Raw genomic sequence first — 17,654 nt, forward strand, 5'->3', positions numbered from 1 at the left:
CTTAGTTAATCAACCAAATTTTGTCTTCATAATATTTAAAATTTCATGTTCATGCGCATTATATTCACTGCACTTGGAATGCAATTTATACCCTCATCTGGTCATTAAAATAATAATTTACATACTCTTCCGAAGATACATTCTAATCAGTATGATTCCCATATTGACAAACACAAATAACACAATTAAATTCACAAGCAGATATTCTCTGATTCCATCTCCTAGCACTGCAATCCCCGAAAGACTTCCAAGTAAAAACATCTGAGAAATTTTATCCCACATTTTTTTGTATCGTTTTATTGCTTCTGCAATCATTACTATCATAATTACCAATATAAAAATTATAGCTACGATTGCCAAAATCCTGATAACCCAGGCTTCTCCCCCCGTATAAGCTATTTTCTGATTGAACCCATTATCATAAGTCGGATATACCAACCATTCACAAAATCGAACATGCCATTTGATCTGCTTCTTTATCCGGCAGTGGTTCTTTTTCTTCCAACTGTTTCAGAATCATTTCTTCCCGTTCTCTGGCTGCCTTATCTACTTCCAGAAGGTATTCTCCAATGGTGTCCTGCAGAAGCATTACCTGATAGATTGAATTTCGATGGTTCTTCAGATAATCTCTGCGAAGAAAACCATACTTGCCAAGTTGCTCCATCTGCTCACCGGATTTATAGGTGAGATTCGGGATCAGATATCCATTTACATTTGTATACGTTATATAAACAGGACATTCGCAATCCGCTTTCGCTACTTGCTCATGAACGCAGTTGCTTCGCTGCCTGCGTTCATTTTATTAGCACTCTCCATTTCTCATCATTTTTTGACCACAAATTTACGACATTTACGACAAATCTGACACTGCTTTACAATACCAGACAAAATGACTGATGCCCCGGAAAGCCTGTAAAATAGCCACTTTCGGGATACACAAGACAGGACAAAAACCGACTTCCATTATCAAGAGGTGAGTGCTAATTCTTTTGTGAACGCTACGAGCCATGCATACGTATATAATTCTTTTTTGTTCTTTCCTTGATATTCTTTGTTGCCATGTATCGCTCAAACAACGTATTTACGGTCAGTTTCTTGACTGATGCATCTGCAATAAGCAGATCATCCATATCCTTATTAATCTTCTTTTCCTTTTCTCGCAGACTCGCCAGATTAGTTGCATAAACCGAATTATGCTTTCCATTTTCTCCTTCTTAATCCCATTTGAAAGAATCTGTGCCAATACGATTGATCGGTTCATCCAAATCATGAAATTTGTTTGCCATTGTTTTTACCTCATTTTTTCAATATCTTCATCATCTGTTTTTTCGATGGCACCTGACCTGCAACAATCAGTTTCCCGTCAATCATCACAGAAGGAGCCGTCATCACTCCCAGCTTTACGATCTCAACCAGATCTGTCACTCTCTCGATTTCCGTATCCATCCCGAGTTCTTCAAGACACTCCTTCACAACCGCATTTGTCTTATCACAATTTTCACAGCCACTTCCGATTACTTTTATATTCATATCCTACCTCCAGATTTAATTATTCAGTTTCATAGGAAGTCCCACACATTCTTCCCACGCTGCCGCGATTTCACGGATCAGTGCAATTCCGATTTTAGAAATAAAGACAAGCTGAGACTTCGGCTGGGCTTTGTAAGGTGCATAATCCCGTTTTTTTCCAACTACGTCAACCTTTTCCCATCCTTCTTTTTCTACTTTAAAGAATCCCTTTACACGGAAAACATCCGGTTCAATCTTTGCAAGGAAAGCTTCCAGCTTTTCCTTCTGGATCTCTCCTGTAAAATCCATGGAAAATGTTTTCGGTTTATTTTTCGATGAATTCGTAGTATCCTCACATTCTGCCCATTTGTACAGCATCAGATCCATATCATAAAACGAACGGTCAATATTTCCATTCGCACTCTCTGTAATTGGGCATACTGGATTAATTTCACGCACTTTGTCTTTCACCTGTTCAATCTGCTCGCTACCCACCAGATCAACCTTTGTCAGAACCGCAAGATTGCAGTGTTTAAGTTGACGGTCAATTGTCTCTGAATCCCCGATCTGATCCAGAAAATTATAACAGTCCACCAGGCAGATGCATCCTCTGAAGTCATATGCCCCAGGCGCCATTACTTCTGTGGCTGCAAGAATTTCTTCTGCATTAGACGGGTCCCCGAATCCAGAGCTTTCCACAAACACATATTCCAGACCTTTCTGTGCCATCTGCGTCAGTGCATCCACAAAGGATAAACGAAGGCAACTGCAAAAAATAGAGCCTCTGTTCAATTCTATCATCTGGATATCATTATTCTGAAGCACCGTTCCGTCAATACTGATCTTTCCCAGTTCATTCTGGATTACCCCAACCTTTGTTCCTTCCATGTTTTCAAGCAGATTTCTCAAGATTGTCGTTTTCCCAGCTCCTAAGAACCCTGTCAGAAAATATAATTTAATTTTACTCATGATTCATTTTCTCCTTTTTCCGTACTACAATTGCAATTTAAAAGTCCGGCATAATCTCCCGGAATCATCAGACGCCCCACTGTCTTATAAACCTCATTCATTACGTCTATGTCCAGAGAATACTGCATCCATTTTCCTTCTTTGCGCGCCTTTACGATTCCCAGATCACACATCAGCTTCATATCATGCGATAAGGTCGGCTGTGTAATATGAAATTCCTCCAGGATCTTACAGGCACATAATTCTCCTTCGGATAACATGTCGATGATCTTCAGGCGTTTCGGATCCGACATCACTTTGAATATACGGGCATATTTTTCATAGTCTATCTGCATTTCCTTCGTAAATCGCTCCTTCCTCATGTCCGGCGGGTAGCAAATTCATATGCCTTTTCGTGCAAGCACGAATGATATTTAAATTCGCCCCACTACTTTGATAATATTACGGATTGCTCCGCAGCGTTGCTACCCTATATTATCACATTAAACCCATACCCCACAATGATGATTCCGATACACACGATTCCAATGAATGTTCCGAGTAACTTTTTCTTAATCGCTTTGGACAGCATTACCATTGATGGAAGGGAAAGTGTAGTCACTGCCATCATAAAGGATAAAATCGTTCCAAGTCCTGCCCCTTTTGCTAGCAGGCTTTCTGCGACTGGGATGGTTCCGAAAATATCCGCATACATGGGAACGCCTACTGCTGTCGCCAGTGGCACGGCGTACCAGGTCTGTTTTCCAAGAATGCTTCGGACGATATGCTCTGGGATCAGATTGTGGATAGCTGCCCCGATGATGACTCCGACAACGATATACGGAGCTACCTTTTTGACGGTAGCCACAACCTGATTTTTTGCATAATCCATACGGTCTGCTATTGTAAGCGACGGCGAAGCTACCTCCACATTCGGCGCCTGCCGGATAAAATCTGCCACCTGGTCTTCCATATGCAGCCGCTCAATGATCGTTCCCCCTATAACAGCTATGACAAGTCCGACAATCACATAAGCAAATGCGATCTTCCCTCCAAAGACACTCATCAGAAGAACCAGAGATCCCAGATCCACCATCGGAGATGAAATCAGAAACGAGAAAGTAACTCCCAGCTGCAATCCCGCACTGGTGAATCCCATAAAGATCGGAATCGATGAGCAGGAGCAGAACGGAGTCACTGTTCCAAGAAGTGCTCCGATCAGATTCGCCCAGATTCCATGAAATCTTCCCATAATCTTTCTGCTTTTCTCTGGCGGAAAATAGCTTTGAATATAGGATATCACAAAGATCAGCACCGCAAGCAGCACAAAAATTTTTATGATATCATACAGGAAAAAGTGAAGAAATTCTCCTGGAAACCTCCCCTCTCCCAATCCGGCTTTAACAAGAAGTTTTCCGATCAGATCTTTCAGCCAGTGCATTCCAAGAATCTGGTCCTGAAAGAAATCCCATCCGTTTTTTATGATTTTCATTCTCTCTCCCTTCCCATAGAAATATAGAAATATTTCTATATATTTTTCATTTTTTAACCGGTGCAATCTATTTCTCACACCGGTTTTCTAACTACATCTTACTCTTCATATAGAATTTTGTCAATATGTTCCCGCTTTTTTTCTAATTTATCCCCTTCGCATTTGGATAGATTTTCTTCATCTTTGCGTCATCATAATGTGCATCCGCCCACTTCTGGACGGCATTTGTCGCCTGCACACCATTTCCTCTCTCATCATATCTTACCAGTGCCACACAGGATACCAGAATGTTGCAAACCATAAATCCCAGTAAAACCCAGGTCAGAATCTTTCCTGCAACTGCCGGTATTTTTTCAATCCATTTTTCCACAGGTGGAAATAATATTTTAAACCACACAACCGCAGCAATTCCCCAGAAAAAGCAGTAGAGCAGATTGATTCGACCTCCCAGGTTAAACGGGATCTTACTGTAATCCCAGAACACTTTTCCAAATACAAGTTCCGTAAACACACTGCAGAAATACTCATAAGCACCACCAAGCAATGTTCCTGTAAGGAAAAGAAAACGATCCCCTTTATCCTTATATTTGTACAAAAGTGCTGTGACAAGTGCAATTGCAAGCCCCCAGACAATGCTGAACGGTCCCCAGACCACACTGCTTCTACTCATCCATACTCCAGCCGTCACACGACAGAAAAGCGTTTCTGTGATATCTCCTAGAAAAGCACCGATCATAAACAGCATCACGATCTTATAAAAGCCGCACCCTTTTGCAAATATCTTTTCTTTGTTCTCTTCCCGGATTTCCTCTTCAATTTTTCTTGCCTTTGGATATGCTTTTTTCAGACGCTTTTCCAGACTTCCGGCAATCTTTCCCGCAATTTTTGTGCTGATCTTATCCATCCCGGCATCCGTTGCGATCCAGCGCTCCGGATTCTTACTCTTTCCGGTAAGAAGCATAAAGGAACCAAAGATGTCCACAAAAAGTACACCGATCAGTGTCAGCAGCACAATATGCATCAGAAGCTTCGGCAGAATATGTAATAAAATCAACATGATCCCATTGCACCATCTCACTGCCAGATAACCGAGCACACCCCAAAATAGTGAAGCCGGAAGACAAATATATCCATCCAGGTTCCATTTGATATTTGAATAATCCCACCATCTTGCCTTGAATGCTTTTTCGATCAGATGTCCACTGACCCATTCTGCAACTGTTGCATAGACCGTTGCAAAGATAAATAGCCAGATTCCCCGAAGTTCCTGTAATCCCACTGTCATCGCAATTGCGGTCAGACCATAGAGCACACAGAACGGTCCATTTACCAGGCCTCGGTTAGCAAACTTTCTCTGCTTCAAAGTTGCCGATATCGTTTCCAATACCCAGCCACCAAAAGAATAAATAAAAAAGAGCCACAGTAATTCATATCCAGTATAGTGATTCATAGTCTTCTCCTTTGTAAATTCATGGTATCATCTTATCATGCCAACCATGAACTTACAATTGGGATTTTATCCGTAAAGATATTATATAACACCAATCGTTTTTTTACAGCCGGTTAAACCGGTATCCGACTCCCCATACCGTCTCGATAATCTGCGGATTCCGCATATCCACACCGCCCATTTCATTTTCTGTAGTCGGAATTCGGACTGCGCATTCTGCTTTTTCTGTATATTTATTTGTTTATCATATATGTTTCTCTATTTTTTATCTGTATTCCTGATTTATTTCATATATTTAAAATTATTTTATTTTTTTCAGAATTTTTATTGACATTTTGCATTTTATGAGATATTATAATATCAACAAAACAAAAGGAGGACGGACCACCAGAAACTTAATCTTAACTCCAAAGTCTAAGAAAGTAAGAGGTATGGACCAAAGGACACTTAATTTAAAACTCGGACAAATCTAATGAAAGTAAGAGGTACGGACCAAAAGGAACATAATTTAAAACCAGAACAAAATCTAATGAAAGTAAGAGGTACAGACCACCGGAAACTTAATTTAAAATCAGAACAAATCTAATGAAAGTAAGAGGTATGGACCAAAAGGAACATAATTTAAAACCAGAATAAATCTGATGAAAGCAAGAGGTACAGACCAATGGCAAGATAATTTATACAATATCAAATCAATAAGAGTAAGAGGTGCAGACCAATGGCATAATAATTATTGAAATTTACATAGAAAAAACTATTTGAGATAATAGTTTCAGATAGATAAGAAGTGAATAAGGAGGATAATCCAATGGATGGATCAAATTAAAATCCACTGTAGCTGAAAGATCAGATACAGTGGATTTTTTATGACATATTTTCTATTCCAAAGTTCAAGAGCGCGCCTGCTGACGCGCTCAATTTCTGCAGATTCATAGTACAGCGGATTCTATGAAGTCTTCCGGTCCATATCCCATACTGCTTTACCATCATCACAGTATTCCAGATCCGGGCATTCCCCCTGTACAAAGGAATAAACCGGCTCTTTTCCTTCATATTCCTGAATGATACCATTTAATTTGGCAAGCATTTTTTCTTTATCACCCGGAAGATGTCCTCTGACTCTCACATGGATAAAGTCATGAAAACCATCATATAAAATATTTGCTCCTGCTTTTTCCGGTGCGATCCTCTCGATCAGATGATATTCTTCCCGAATTGTTTCCAGCTCATCTGCCGGAACAAAAGTACCTTGCCGTATATCTTGATATAACGGAACTTCTTTATGCAGAAACATGGAAAAATTCACTACATGCGCCGGATTGGTCCTGTTCAGGAACTGCGCCAGTGCTTCTGCATTTTCCATTCCTCTTCCTTTTCCTGCGACTCCGGTCATAATATGTGCATCATAGATCAGTCCTGCTTCATGAAGCCTGTCGATTGCCTGATATGCCTGTGCCAGATCATGATCTTTTTTCATAAATTTCAGCACATCATCCAGTCCGCTCTCGATTCCAAGATACAGATGCTTTACCTTTTTTCTAGCAAGCATTTCCAGCTCTTCCTGGCTTTTATGTAAAATACTCGTAACAGTCGCATCCATATTAATCCCTTCACATTCCGGGAAGTAATATGCGATCAGATCCAGAATCTCATACAATTTTTCTGTCTTCAGACCAAATGCATTACCATCCCCCAGAAAGATCTTCTTCGGCTTCCCATGCAGTTCCCGCACTCTCTTTAGTTCCGCTTCAATCTGTTCCATCGGAAGTTCCCGATACTTCAGATGCCGGAATAAATTACAGAATTTACACTGATTATATGAGCATCCAACCATAACCGGAAGCATGAAAGAGCTTCTTTCCATCGGAGCCCGGCAAATCTGTCCTTCGTAATCCATATGTCACACTCCTATGCTTCTACATAATAGACATAATTTTCTTTTCTTGGTTTTGCTGCAGGAAGTTCTACTGCCGCATATCCAAGTACGCAATGACCGATTCCTTCATAGTCTCCTTCGATTCCCCATTTTTTCAGAAGAGCCTTTCCTTCCTCGGATTCAAATTCTTCTTTTGCCCGGTGGATCCAGCAGCTTCCGATTCCAAGCGAATGCGCTGCATTCATCAGATTTCCCATCACAAGACTTCCATCATAAAGATATGTCGGTCTTGCCTTATCTGCAAGTACAATAAGAACTACCGGTGCACCATAAAACGGATCTGTATCGGTTCCCATAATTTTTGCATTCATTGCTGAAAGCTGATCTCTTGTTGCTTTATCCGTCACTGCCACGATGATCGGTGACTGCATTCCCATTCCCGTTGCCGCATAAGTTCCGGCCTCAATGATCGTATCCAGATCCTCTTTTCTGATCATATCCGGTTTGTATCCACGGACACTTCTGCGTTCTTCCATATTTTTGATTACTTCATTCATAAATTTTCAGCTCCTTTCAAATCTGCTTCTATTGTAGCACGATTTGAAAGGAGCTGTATGTATCTTATTTATTAAATTTTTATATCTGGCTTATTTTTCTTCGCCCCAGACTTCTTCCGCGATTTCTTTTACCAGTGCAAGCTTCTTCCACTGTTCTTCTTCTGTCAGTTTATTTCCGATTTCACAGGAAGCAAATCCACACTGTGGACTCAAATACAGTCTGTCGAGCGGGACATATTTCGCTGCTTCATGGATTCTCTTAATTACGTCTTCTTTATCTTCCAGCTTTGGTGACTTGGTTGTGATCAGACCGAGAACCACTTTTTTATCACCACTTATACTCTTCAACGGCTCAAATCCACCAGAACGTGCATCATCAAATTCCAGATAATATGCACTTACATTTTCACGGGCGAATAAAGCTTCTGCCACACGGTCATATGCACCACTGCTTGCATAAGTAGAATGGAAATTTCCACGGCATACATGAGTGTTGATCACCAGATCCTCCGGCGCTCCCTCAATTGCACGGTTATTGATAGCAAGAAGCTGTTCCATGATTTTCTGAAGTCCGGCTTCATCTGTTCCGAAAATTGCTGTAGCATGTGGATCTACACACATTCCCCATGAACAGTCATCCAACTGAATGTTTCTACAGCCCGCATCATACAGGTCACGAATAACTTTCTTATATCCATTTGCGATATCTTCTGCCAGTTCTTCCACATCCGGATAATACTTATTCGTATTTTGAATGTACATCGGCATAATAAACTGTTCCAGGAACTGTGCCGGTGCCGGAATCGTCTGCTTTGCTACTGTATTTTCATCTTCCAGTGCCTTTACAAATTTAAAATGTTCTACAAATGGATGCTGATCTACGGAAATTTTTCCAGTCAAATAAGTATCATCGATCATTGCAGCTTCACCGTGGAACGGAAGTCCGGTCTTAGTCGGCTCATGTCCTACCCCGTTAAATCCCCACATGAAATCAAGATGCCAGGTTGCTCTTCTGAACTCGCCGTCTGTGATCACATGATATCCTGCTTTTTTCTGCTTCTCTACCAGGTCTAAAATTGCAGCATCCTCTACTTTTGTCAGTTCTTCTTTTGAAATCTTTCCTTCTTCAAAATCTCTTCTTGCTCTTTTCAGTGTTTCCGGTCTTAAAAAACTTCCTACATAATCATAACGAAATGGTGTATTTTTACTCATAATATAGCTCTCCTTTTCTCTTTCGTACTGTCTGTCTTTTATGTTTGAAAGTATAGCAGAGTATTCTGCATCTGAAAAATACAAAAAAAATGCAGTTTGCCATAGTTTAAAACTATAGCAATATCAAAAAAATGTTTCACGCTCCCTGCTTCCATGCTACAATATTACCAGGATATCTGGTCAGAAGTATTTTCCGCTAAGATACATTTTCCAGATACTTTTCTGATATCCCAAACCCAAAAACAATATTCTTTATAGAAAGTGAAAAATATGACTCTTCAACAATTAAAATACGTCGTAACTGTTGCTGAAACAGGAACAATTACCGAAGCCGCAAATCGTCTTTATATTTCCCAGCCAAGCCTGACAAACGCAATCCGTGAACTGGAAAAAGAAATGAAGATTACCATTTTTCTCCGGACTAATAAAGGGATCATCCTTTCAAAAGAAGGCGAAGATTTCTTAGGATACGCCAGACAGGTGCTGGAACAGGCCGCTATTCTCGAAGATAAATACAAAGGAACTTCCGGCGGGAAAAAGAAATTCTGTGTATCCACGCAACACTATTCTTTCGCTGTCAATGCCTTTGTCGATCTGATCAAAACCTACGGACAGGATGAATATGATTTCAGTCTCCGCGAAACCCAGACATACGAAATCATCGAAGATGTAGCAAAAATGCGCAGCGAGATTGGAATTCTTTTCTTAAATAATTTTAATGAAACGGTTCTGGAAAAAATTTTAAAATCCAACGGACTTATTTTTCATCAGCTGTTTGTTGCTAAACCACATGTATTTATCAGCAGACGTCACCCTCTCGCCGATCACAAAATAATCACCAATGAAGAACTGGACGATTATCCATATCTTTCCTTTGAACAGGGTGAACACAATTCCTTTTATTTTTCAGAAGAAATCTTTTCTGTATCTGAACGCAAAAAAAATATCCGTGTACGGGATCGTGCCACCTTATTTAATCTTCTGATCGGGCTAAATGGATACACAGTATGCAGTGGTGTAATTGACAAAAAGTTGAATGGAAAAGATATTATTGCCGTTCCTCTTGCTGACGAAAGTGATATGCGGATTGGGTATATTACACATAAAAAAAGGATGTTAAGCAGATTAGGGACAACTTATCTGGATGCCTTGAAAAAATATCTGCAATAAAAAACTTCTGGAAGCAGTTTTCCTGTTTCCAGAAGTTTTTGTTTTAAAACAAACATACAATTCCATGCACAATAAATGCAGCAACCCATGCAATCACGCACTGAAAGATCACAACACCAATCGCCCATTTACCACCAAGTTCTCTTTTAATAGAAGCAATCGCTGCCACACACGGTGTATACAAAAGACAGAAAATCAAAAGTGCTGCTGCACCGGCTGTATTTATCACCGCTGTCAGTGCTGCTGTTGACCCAAACAAAATCGAAAGAGTGGAGACAACACTCTCTTTTGCCATAAATCCGGAAATCAGTGCCGTTAATATTCTCCAATCACCAAATCCAAGTGGAATGAATACAGGTGCGATCATACCTGCTACCGTTGCAAGGATACTTGCCTGTGAATCTGTCACCATATTCAGATGCAGATCAAAGCTCTGCAGGAACCAGATCACGATCGTTGCACCAAAAATAACGGTAAATGCTCTCTGCAGGAAGTCCTTTGCTTTTTCCCAGAGAAGCTGACCAACATTTTTCGCTCCCGGCATACGATAATTCGGAAGCTCCATAACAAACGGAACAGGTTCTCCTTTGAACATCGTCCCTTTCATTGCAAGTGCAGTAAGGATTCCCATCAGGATTCCGAAGAAATAGAGACCAATCATTACAATTGCACCCTTCCCCGGGAAAAACGCCGCTGTAAAGAATGCATAGATCGGAAGTTTTGCTGAACAACTCATAAACGGAGTCAGCATAATCGTCATTTTACGATCACGCTCTGAAGAAAGTGTCCGGCTCGCCATAACTCCCGGTACTGTACATCCAAATCCGATCAGCATCGGTACAATACTTCTTCCGGAAAGACCAATCTTTCGCAAAAGTTTATCCATAATAAACGCAACCCTTGCCATATATCCACTGTCCTCCAGCATCGAAAGGAAAAAGAACAGTGTAACAATGATCGGCAGGAAACTCAGCACGCTTCCAACCCCCTGAAAGATTCCATCTACAATCAGTGACTTTAATACGCCATTGACTCCTGCCGCATCCAGTGCCTGACTGCAGGCTACAATCACCTGGTCAATTCCCTGTTGCAGAAGATCCTGCAAAAATGCTCCGATCACATTAAATGTGAGCCAGAATACCAGTCCCATAATTGCGATAAATGCCGGAATCCCGGTATATTTCCCTGTCAGAACCTGATCAATCTTCCTGCTTCGCACCCGCTCCCTGCTCTCATGTGGCTTTAAGACCGTATCTTCACAGGCACGCTGGATATAGTTAAAACGCATTCCCGCTACTGCCGATGAACGGTCTACCTTGCATTCTTCTTCCATCTGCAGATTGATATGTTCCAGAAGTTCCTTTTCATTCTGGCTCAGCTTTAATTTTTCCAGGACAAGCTCATCATTCTCTGCCAGTTTGCTTGCTGCAAATCTGACCGGGATCCCTGCTTCCTTTGCATGATCTTCAATCAGATGCATGATCGCATGAATGCATCTGTGAACCGCACTTTCCTGACCTTCAGCAGAGCAGAAATCCACTTCCTCCGGTGCTTCCTGATATTTTGCGACATGCAGTGCATGTTCTACCAGTTCCGCAATTCCTTCTCCCTTTGCTGCCGAGATTGGTACAACCGGTACTCCGAGAAATGCTTCCAGCTCATTCACACGCACAGAACCTCCGTTCACACGCATCTCATCCATCATATTCAGCGCAACAACCATTGGGATCTCAAGTTCCATAAGCTGCATCGTCAGATACATATTCCGTTCAATATTGGTTGCATCTACAATATTGATGATTCCTTTCGGTTTATCCTGAAGCAGAAATTCTCTTGTAACAATTTCCTCACTGCTATACGGAGACATAGAATAAATTCCCGGAAGATCGGTAATACGGGTATTGGGATGTTCCTTGATCACACCGTCTTTTCTGTCAACCGTAACACCTGGAAAATTTCCCACATGCTGATTCGATCCGGTCAGCTGGTTGAACAGCGTTGTTTTTCCACAATTCTGATTTCCAACCAATGCAAACGTAAGTGTCGTATTCTCCGGTAACGGATGCTCTGTTTTCTTCTCATGAAAAATGCCTGCTTCTCCATACCCCGGATGCTGTGCATCTCCTAACGGTTGTCTGCCTTCCTTCTTCTTATAATGTGGCTCATGGGCCGGCGTAATTTCAATCTGTCCGGCATCCTCCAGACGGATCGTAAGTTCATAACCATGGATCCTGATCTCAACCGGATCCCCCATCGGCGCATATTTTACAATCGTTACTTCTGTTCCCTGGATCAATCCCATATCCAGAAAATGCTGCCTGAGTGCACCATTTCCTCCTACGGAAAGAATCGTAGCTGTCTTTCCGACTTGTAATTCTTTTAATGTCATTCCTCTATCTGTCTCCTTTGGCAAAAACCATTTATTGATAATTTATATCATTATCATATCAGTCCTGTAGGTAGTCATTCAAGAATAACATTCGTTTTTTCTAGCTAATTTCCTCGCCTGCAAATTGTTTTATTCCACAGCCTCTCTAAACCGGTACCCTACTCCGACTTCTGTCAGAATAAATCTGCAATTTCCGGGATCCTTTTCTATCTTCCTTCGCAGTGCTGCCATAAACACCCTCAGGTTGGCTGCTTCTACTCCCTGTGCACTGCCCCAGATCTGGCTGAGAATATAATTATGTGTCAGTACCTTTCCCCTGTTGTCGATCAATAATTTCAAAATCTTATATTCCATCGGGGTCAGATGAACTTCTTTCTCATCAATCGATACCTGATGTTTTTCCCAGTCCACTTTCAGATAATCACACTGAAAGATTTTTTCTTTCTTTTCTTCCGGAATCTGGTTACTCTTTCTGAGCGCCACACGGATTCTGGCAAGCAGTTCGCCCATATAAAACGGTTTTGTCACATAATCATCTGCCCCCAGATCCAGTGCCTGTATTTTTTCTTCCTCTTCCTGTCTTGCACTGACCACAATGATCGGTATTTTCGAGATCTCTCTTACACTTTTTATAATCTCAATCCCGTCACCATCCGGAAGTCCAAGATCCAGAATGATCATATCCGGTCTGTTTGCATAGAACAGTGCATTTGCTTCTCCACATGTCTTCGCAATCACAAAATCATAGTCTTCTTTCTTAAGACTCATCGAGATAAAGTTAATAATATATTTATCGTCTTCCACAATTAAAATTTTATGCTTATCTGCCATCTGTACTTACCTGCCTTGCCTCCAGCCAGAACATGAACCTTGCTCCGCCTTCTTTTCTGTTCTCTGCATAAATATTTCCACCATGTGCATTTACTACCGCTTTACATATAGCCAGTCCCAGACCGATTCCTCTTTGTCTGTCCCCTTTTTCATCTGACCTTGTAATAAATTCGTCAAAAATATTTTCTTTCAGATCTTCCGGGATCCCGTCTCCGTCATCCTCGACACGGATCCACACTTTCCCTGCATCATATCTGGCTTCTATACAGATCCATCCATTTTCCCCTGTATGCTTCATCGCATTATCCAGAAGATTGACCAGCACCTGGACCATCAGTTTTCCATCTACATTTACAACAATCAGCTCCGACGGAAGTTTAATTTCAAACCTCCTCTTTTCCCGGAGTCCTATGATATGTGATACGGCTTCATAGATCAGATCATCCACTACTTCCTGGTTTTTCCGGATCTCAAATTCTTCACTTTCCAGCTTTGTCATATTCAAAATATTTTCCATCAGGCGCATCAGCCATACAGACTGCTCCTGTATCTCTCCTGCCAGTTCCTTTCTGACTCCGGCATCCAACTCATCCGCCTCTTTTAAGAGTCCTGCAGCTCCCATAATTCCGGTCAAAGGTGTCCTGAAATCATGGGATATACTTCTCAGCATATTGCTTTTCAGCTTTTCTCTTTCCATCTGTGCCCTTGTTTCCTCTGCAATACGCACCTGATTATGAAATCGTACCATAATACTTGCGGAAATGAATCCTGTGATAAGGAAAAATACCAGACGTACCACATCATTCTGATCCGTCATCGCAAATGTATGCACCGGCACTGTAAAAAAATAATTAAACAGCAGCACACTGCATACAGAAGCCATCATTCCATACAGATAACCGGTAGTTGTAACTGTTATGACCAGTACACCCACAATATAGATCATCAGAATATTTTCTTTTCGAATTCCATAACTCTGGAGAAAAAAAGACAAAAATGTTGCAACCGCCATGATCGCAATCGACTGCACCATATATTTTACTCTCTTTTTTGTCATTTTCTTTCCCCCATCATTCATCATTTTATACTTGCAAGCAGACGGTCAATATCCTTTGTAAGACCTACTACAAGCAGATGATCCTTCTCATGCATCACATAATCCGCTCTCGGAAGGACCACCACCTCTGTATTTTTCTTTATTCCAAATACATTTATATGATAATTTGCCCTTATATCCGCTTCTTCTATCGTCCGCCCGATCCATGCAGCCTTCGGCTGGATTTCAAAAATCGAATAATCCTTACTGAGTTCAAAATAGTCAAAAACATGATTTGCACTGTATTTTACAGCCAGTCGCTCTGCAATATCCCGATCCGGATAAAAGACTTCATCCGCTCCATTTCTCAATAAGAATTTTGCATGGATATCCCTGTTTGCCTTACTGACAACATGTTTGGCTCCAAGCTCTTTTACCAGGCTTGTTATCTCCAGACTGCTCTGGAAATTTGATCCGATGCACACAAAGCAAAGATCGAAATTTCCTACTCCAAGACTTCTTAATACTTCTTCATTTGTACAGTCCCCTACCCGTACTGCTGTTGCGTATTCCAACAAATCCGGTGTCTTTTTCTCATCTTTATCGATGACCATTACCTCATTTCCCCGATTTGCCATATCAATACACAGATGATGACCAAATCTTCCAAGTCCAATAATCAATACTGATTTCATTTTCTACTCCTTATTCTATCCTATCGTAATTTCTTCTACCGGTTTCCGGATCGGTGCTTCATGTCTGTGCCCTTTCAATGAAAGCGCAAATGTCAGACTTCCTATTCTTCCGCAAAACATCAGAAATACCAGCACCATTCTTGATGCCATACATACATCTCTTGTGATTCCCGCAGACATTCCCACTGTTCCCATTGCAGAAAAGACTTCAAACATCACATCCGACAAAGAAAACGGCTGCATAATTTCCATGAAGATCGTTCCTGTTAGTATAAGGAACAAATTCGTACACATTACAACACTGGCCTTTCTGATCGCAGTTTCATCCAGTCTTCTGTTAAATACATTACAACCGGCTGCTTCCATCAGATTTGCACGCACAAATACAATAAGAACCACTACGGTTGTCGTCTTAATTCCACCTGCTGTAGATCCCGGGCTTCCTCCTATGAACATCAGAATCATAGTAACAAGTTTACTGCCTTCCGTCAACGCTCCTGTATCGGTTGTATTAAATCCTGCCGTTCTGGCTGTCACCGAGTGAAATAAAGAACAGAGTATCTGTTCTTTCACAGGCATCCCTGCCAGTACATTATTTTTTTCCAGTATCAGGAATAAAACTGCTCCTCCTATAATCAGAAAACCTGTTGTTGATAATACAATCTTTGTATGCAGATGATATTTTTTCCATTGAAATTTTTTCACAGACAGATCATCCCACACCAAAAAACCGATTCCACCGATTATAATCAGCAGCATGATCACTGTATTTACCAGCCAGTCATCCGAATATCTGATCAGTGACTGATAGGCACCATTTTCTCCCATAAGGTCAAACCCGGCGTTGCAAAAGGCTGATATAGAATGAAAGATCCCGTACCAGATTCCTCTTCCTATTCCGAATTCCGGAATAAACCGGATCATCAGCAATACAGCTCCAATGCTTTCAAAAAAAAGTGTTCCTTTTATAATCTTCTTCGTAAGCTTTACAATTCCACCAATTTGAATACTATTGATACTCTCCTGCAAAATTCCACGGACTTTAAGCCCTATCTTTCTTCTTAACAGAATCGCCACACAGACACCAATTGTCATAAATCCCATACCGCCGATCTGGATCAGGATCAAAATGATAAGCTGTCCAAAAAAAGACCAGTGCAGATATGTATCCTGTACAACCAGCCCAGTCACACAGGATGCGGATGTCGAGGTAAATAATGCATCTACAAAAGATGTCATATTTCCATCCCTTGATGAAACCGGAAGCATTAAGAGAATACTTCCCAAAAGGATCAACAACAAATACCCGACAACAATCATCTGTGTCTGTGTCATCTTTTTATATATTACTGTCATTTGTTTCGTTTCCTTTCTCCTCTATATCTTTCTTCCTCTCTCTCTTTTTTATCCTTCTTCAGAAAAATGTCGAGTTCACGCATCAGATGCAATCCGGCGATCAGCAGAAAGCTCAGGATCCCTGTAAATAAAATAATACTCTCAATCTCGAACATAACCTTTCCTTCCTCTCACTGTTTTTCCTCTCCTGTTTTGTAAATCAATGATAGTATTTTTAGTATAAAGATTGTATAAAGATTCCTGATTTTATGTAAATATTCCGTTATGATTTTCTGCTGAAAAATGGGATTAGGAATTTCATTAAATAGAAAGAATGTGCATCTCCGGCACGCAGTGCCTTTTGTTTCATAGGAAGTTCCTTCGGGATTTTCTATGAAGCAAAAAACGGGCACTTTGCAGTTCTTTCTGCAAAGCGTCCGCCTTTTTTACAAAATCTTTTTATTCAGCTGCTGTTTCTTCCTCATCTGTTTCCGGAACATCATTATGAACGGCAGCCACACCTGCTACATCTGCTTCCGGATCTGTGATCAGTTTGACATCTTTATCCTTTGCGATGTCAAGGTCTTTGACTTTAATGGTTTCTCCAACCTTCAAATCTCCAACGTCAACAATTACTTTTTCAACAAGTGCCGATGGAAGTGCTTTGTATTCAATTTCACCAAGCAGTTCCTCCACAACACCTGTGACAACCTTTGACTGATTGTGGATCACAACTTCTGCTACGGAATGTACCATTTCTCCACTTACCAGTGCCTGAAAATCTATTTCAAGTACTTTTGAACCCATAGAATCATAATCGACTTCTTTTACCAGCACATCCATCTGCTCTCCGTCCAAATCCAACATGATCTGGCTTCCTTTGCCATTAGCTTTCAGGAACTTTTCCGCTTCTTTCTGTGTCATCTGTACCGGAATGGAGCCTTCAATCTCACGTCCGAATACATTGCCGGTTACATAACCTTCTCTTCTGAGTTTTTTGGCTTTTGTCTGCATGTTTCTTTTTTCAGCTTTTAAAGTATTCATTTATCTTTTCCTCCAATCACTGACTTCTGGTAAAGTACCTATTTCCTTGTTACAGCTGTATTATAGCACTCATGGATTATCAAGATTAACCAAAATCACATCTTTTTTGA

The 17,654-nt window shown here is 40.9% G+C and carries 18 protein-coding genes and 1 pseudogene; 1 reads left to right on the forward strand and 18 read right to left on the reverse strand.

Translation table 11 applies throughout. The features are described 5' to 3' along the window. Nucleotides 1-117 precede the first annotated feature (117 nt). The 11 genes and pseudogenes from PGZ10_RS02305 to PGZ10_RS02360 all read right to left on the reverse strand — a co-directional run bounded on the left by PGZ10_RS02305 (nucleotide 118) and on the right by PGZ10_RS02360 (nucleotide 9,044). Nucleotides 118-438 (reverse strand): DUF6040 family protein, encoded by a 321-nt coding sequence (locus PGZ10_RS02305; RefSeq protein WP_270246576.1) that lies wholly within the window; start codon nucleotides 436-438, stop codon nucleotides 118-120. 19 nt (nucleotides 439-457) lie between these two features. Further along, nucleotides 458-727 (reverse strand): annotated as a pseudogene (locus PGZ10_RS02310) (TnpV protein); the annotation flags it as partial. Between the two features lie 271 nt (nucleotides 728-998). Continuing rightward, nucleotides 999-1,130: a hypothetical protein gene (locus PGZ10_RS02315; RefSeq protein WP_270246578.1), complete on the reverse strand. Its 132-nt coding sequence runs from the start codon at nucleotides 1,128-1,130 to the stop codon at nucleotides 999-1,001. 166 nt (nucleotides 1,131-1,296) lie between these two features. Beyond that, entirely contained in the window at nucleotides 1,297-1,530 is a 234-nt protein-coding gene (locus tag PGZ10_RS02325) for a thioredoxin family protein (RefSeq protein ID WP_270246579.1), read from the reverse strand. Between the two features lie 15 nt (nucleotides 1,531-1,545). Next, nucleotides 1,546-2,478 (reverse strand): CobW family GTP-binding protein, encoded by a 933-nt coding sequence (locus tag PGZ10_RS02330; protein ID WP_055158381.1) that lies wholly within the window; start codon nucleotides 2,476-2,478, stop codon nucleotides 1,546-1,548. Further along, on the reverse strand, nucleotides 2,475-2,813 hold the full coding sequence (locus PGZ10_RS02335) for an ArsR/SmtB family transcription factor (protein WP_270205485.1): 339 nt from the start codon (nucleotides 2,811-2,813) through the stop codon (nucleotides 2,475-2,477). Before PGZ10_RS02335 ends, PGZ10_RS02330 begins: the two co-directional genes overlap by 4 nt. A gap of 134 nt (nucleotides 2,814-2,947) precedes the next feature. Further along, nucleotides 2,948-3,949, reverse strand: coding sequence for a permease (locus PGZ10_RS02340; protein WP_270203245.1), 1,002 nt, complete (start codon nucleotides 3,947-3,949; stop codon nucleotides 2,948-2,950). Nucleotides 3,950-4,091: 142 nt separating this feature from the next. Further along, nucleotides 4,092-5,399 (reverse strand): putative ABC transporter permease, encoded by a 1,308-nt coding sequence (locus PGZ10_RS02345; protein WP_270540597.1) that lies wholly within the window; start codon nucleotides 5,397-5,399, stop codon nucleotides 4,092-4,094. A 946-nt stretch (nucleotides 5,400-6,345) separates the two neighbouring features. Next, nucleotides 6,346-7,296: a radical SAM protein gene (locus tag PGZ10_RS02350; protein WP_055297537.1), complete on the reverse strand. Its 951-nt coding sequence runs from the start codon at nucleotides 7,294-7,296 to the stop codon at nucleotides 6,346-6,348. Nucleotides 7,297-7,307: 11 nt separating this feature from the next. Next, the gene (locus PGZ10_RS02355) at nucleotides 7,308-7,832 is read right to left on the reverse strand and encodes a nitroreductase (RefSeq protein ID WP_270540598.1); all 525 of its coding nucleotides are present in this window, start codon (nucleotides 7,830-7,832) and stop codon (nucleotides 7,308-7,310) included. A 90-nt stretch (nucleotides 7,833-7,922) separates the two neighbouring features. Then, nucleotides 7,923-9,044, reverse strand: coding sequence for a 5-methyltetrahydropteroyltriglutamate--homocysteine S-methyltransferase (locus PGZ10_RS02360; protein WP_270540599.1), 1,122 nt, complete (start codon nucleotides 9,042-9,044; stop codon nucleotides 7,923-7,925). Between the two features lie 270 nt (nucleotides 9,045-9,314). Between PGZ10_RS02360 and PGZ10_RS02365 the strand changes: the two genes are divergently transcribed. Further along, nucleotides 9,315-10,214, forward strand: coding sequence for a LysR family transcriptional regulator (locus PGZ10_RS02365; RefSeq protein ID WP_008374293.1), 900 nt, complete (start codon nucleotides 9,315-9,317; stop codon nucleotides 10,212-10,214). A 43-nt stretch (nucleotides 10,215-10,257) separates the two neighbouring features. Here PGZ10_RS02365 and feoB read toward each other — a convergent pair whose 3' ends face one another. The 7 genes from feoB to PGZ10_RS02400 all read right to left on the reverse strand — a co-directional run bounded on the left by feoB (nucleotide 10,258) and on the right by PGZ10_RS02400 (nucleotide 17,544). After that, nucleotides 10,258-12,603: a ferrous iron transport protein B gene (gene feoB, locus PGZ10_RS02370; protein WP_270540600.1), complete on the reverse strand. Its 2,346-nt coding sequence runs from the start codon at nucleotides 12,601-12,603 to the stop codon at nucleotides 10,258-10,260. A gap of 129 nt (nucleotides 12,604-12,732) precedes the next feature. Next, a complete protein-coding gene (locus PGZ10_RS02375; RefSeq protein ID WP_117556827.1) occupies nucleotides 12,733-13,434 on the reverse strand; it encodes a response regulator in 702 nt (233 codons plus the stop codon). After that, nucleotides 13,424-14,491, reverse strand: coding sequence for a sensor histidine kinase (locus PGZ10_RS02380; protein ID WP_243002778.1), 1,068 nt, complete (start codon nucleotides 14,489-14,491; stop codon nucleotides 13,424-13,426). Before PGZ10_RS02380 ends, PGZ10_RS02375 begins: the two co-directional genes overlap by 11 nt. 20 nt (nucleotides 14,492-14,511) lie before the next feature. Continuing rightward, nucleotides 14,512-15,165 carry a potassium channel family protein gene (locus PGZ10_RS02385; protein WP_117556825.1) on the reverse strand — a complete coding sequence of 218 codons (654 nt, stop codon included), beginning with the start codon at nucleotides 15,163-15,165 and terminating at the stop codon, nucleotides 14,512-14,514. 15 nt (nucleotides 15,166-15,180) lie between these two features. Beyond that, nucleotides 15,181-16,521: a TrkH family potassium uptake protein gene (locus PGZ10_RS02390; RefSeq protein WP_270540601.1), complete on the reverse strand. Its 1,341-nt coding sequence runs from the start codon at nucleotides 16,519-16,521 to the stop codon at nucleotides 15,181-15,183. Next, complete coding sequence (locus tag PGZ10_RS02395; protein ID WP_008374277.1) at nucleotides 16,518-16,676, reverse strand: hypothetical protein; 159 nt, start codon at nucleotides 16,674-16,676, stop codon at nucleotides 16,518-16,520. The genes PGZ10_RS02390 and PGZ10_RS02395 overlap by 4 nt, the downstream gene beginning before the upstream one ends. Before the next feature lie 283 nt (nucleotides 16,677-16,959). After that, nucleotides 16,960-17,544 (reverse strand): 50S ribosomal protein L25, encoded by a 585-nt coding sequence (locus PGZ10_RS02400; RefSeq protein ID WP_118217460.1) that lies wholly within the window; start codon nucleotides 17,542-17,544, stop codon nucleotides 16,960-16,962. Between the last annotated feature and the right edge of the window lie 110 nt (nucleotides 17,545-17,654).

The organism is Coprococcus sp. AF102-57 (assembly GCF_027686195.1).
Classification (GTDB): domain Bacteria; phylum Bacillota; class Clostridia; order Lachnospirales; family Lachnospiraceae; genus Allocoprococcus; species Allocoprococcus comes.

What these genes read in the sequence shown, in the direction of transcription:
- PGZ10_RS02365 (WP_008374293.1), top strand. Translation starts at nt 9,315, where the DNA reads ATGACTCTTCAACAATTAAAATACGTCGTAACTGTTGCTGAAACAGGA.
- PGZ10_RS02375 (WP_117556827.1), bottom strand. Translation starts at nt 13,434, where the DNA reads ATGGCAGATAAGCATAAAATTTTAATTGTGGAAGACGATAAATATATT.
- PGZ10_RS02330 (WP_055158381.1), bottom strand. Translation starts at nt 2,478, where the DNA reads ATGAGTAAAATTAAATTATATTTTCTGACAGGGTTCTTAGGAGCTGGG.
- PGZ10_RS02340 (WP_270203245.1), bottom strand. Translation starts at nt 3,949, where the DNA reads ATGAAAATCATAAAAAACGGATGGGATTTCTTTCAGGACCAGATTCTT.
- PGZ10_RS02355 (WP_270540598.1), bottom strand. Translation starts at nt 7,832, where the DNA reads ATGAATGAAGTAATCAAAAATATGGAAGAACGCAGAAGTGTCCGTGGA.
- PGZ10_RS02385 (WP_117556825.1), bottom strand. Translation starts at nt 15,165, where the DNA reads ATGAAATCAGTATTGATTATTGGACTTGGAAGATTTGGTCATCATCTG.
- PGZ10_RS02325 (WP_270246579.1), bottom strand. Translation starts at nt 1,530, where the DNA reads ATGAATATAAAAGTAATCGGAAGTGGCTGTGAAAATTGTGATAAGACA.
- PGZ10_RS02390 (WP_270540601.1), bottom strand. Translation starts at nt 16,521, where the DNA reads ATGACAGTAATATATAAAAAGATGACACAGACACAGATGATTGTTGTC.
- PGZ10_RS02400 (WP_118217460.1), bottom strand. Translation starts at nt 17,544, where the DNA reads ATGAATACTTTAAAAGCTGAAAAAAGAAACATGCAGACAAAAGCCAAA.
- PGZ10_RS02350 (WP_055297537.1), bottom strand. Translation starts at nt 7,296, where the DNA reads ATGGATTACGAAGGACAGATTTGCCGGGCTCCGATGGAAAGAAGCTCT.
- PGZ10_RS02345 (WP_270540597.1), bottom strand. Translation starts at nt 5,399, where the DNA reads ATGAATCACTATACTGGATATGAATTACTGTGGCTCTTTTTTATTTAT.
- PGZ10_RS02335 (WP_270205485.1), bottom strand. Translation starts at nt 2,813, where the DNA reads ATGCAGATAGACTATGAAAAATATGCCCGTATATTCAAAGTGATGTCG.
- PGZ10_RS02395 (WP_008374277.1), bottom strand. Translation starts at nt 16,676, where the DNA reads ATGTTCGAGATTGAGAGTATTATTTTATTTACAGGGATCCTGAGCTTT.
- PGZ10_RS02315 (WP_270246578.1), bottom strand. Translation starts at nt 1,130, where the DNA reads ATGGATGATCTGCTTATTGCAGATGCATCAGTCAAGAAACTGACCGTA.
- PGZ10_RS02380 (WP_243002778.1), bottom strand. Translation starts at nt 14,491, where the DNA reads ATGACAAAAAAGAGAGTAAAATATATGGTGCAGTCGATTGCGATCATG.
- feoB (WP_270540600.1), bottom strand. Translation starts at nt 12,603, where the DNA reads ATGACATTAAAAGAATTACAAGTCGGAAAGACAGCTACGATTCTTTCC.
- PGZ10_RS02360 (WP_270540599.1), bottom strand. Translation starts at nt 9,044, where the DNA reads ATGAGTAAAAATACACCATTTCGTTATGATTATGTAGGAAGTTTTTTA.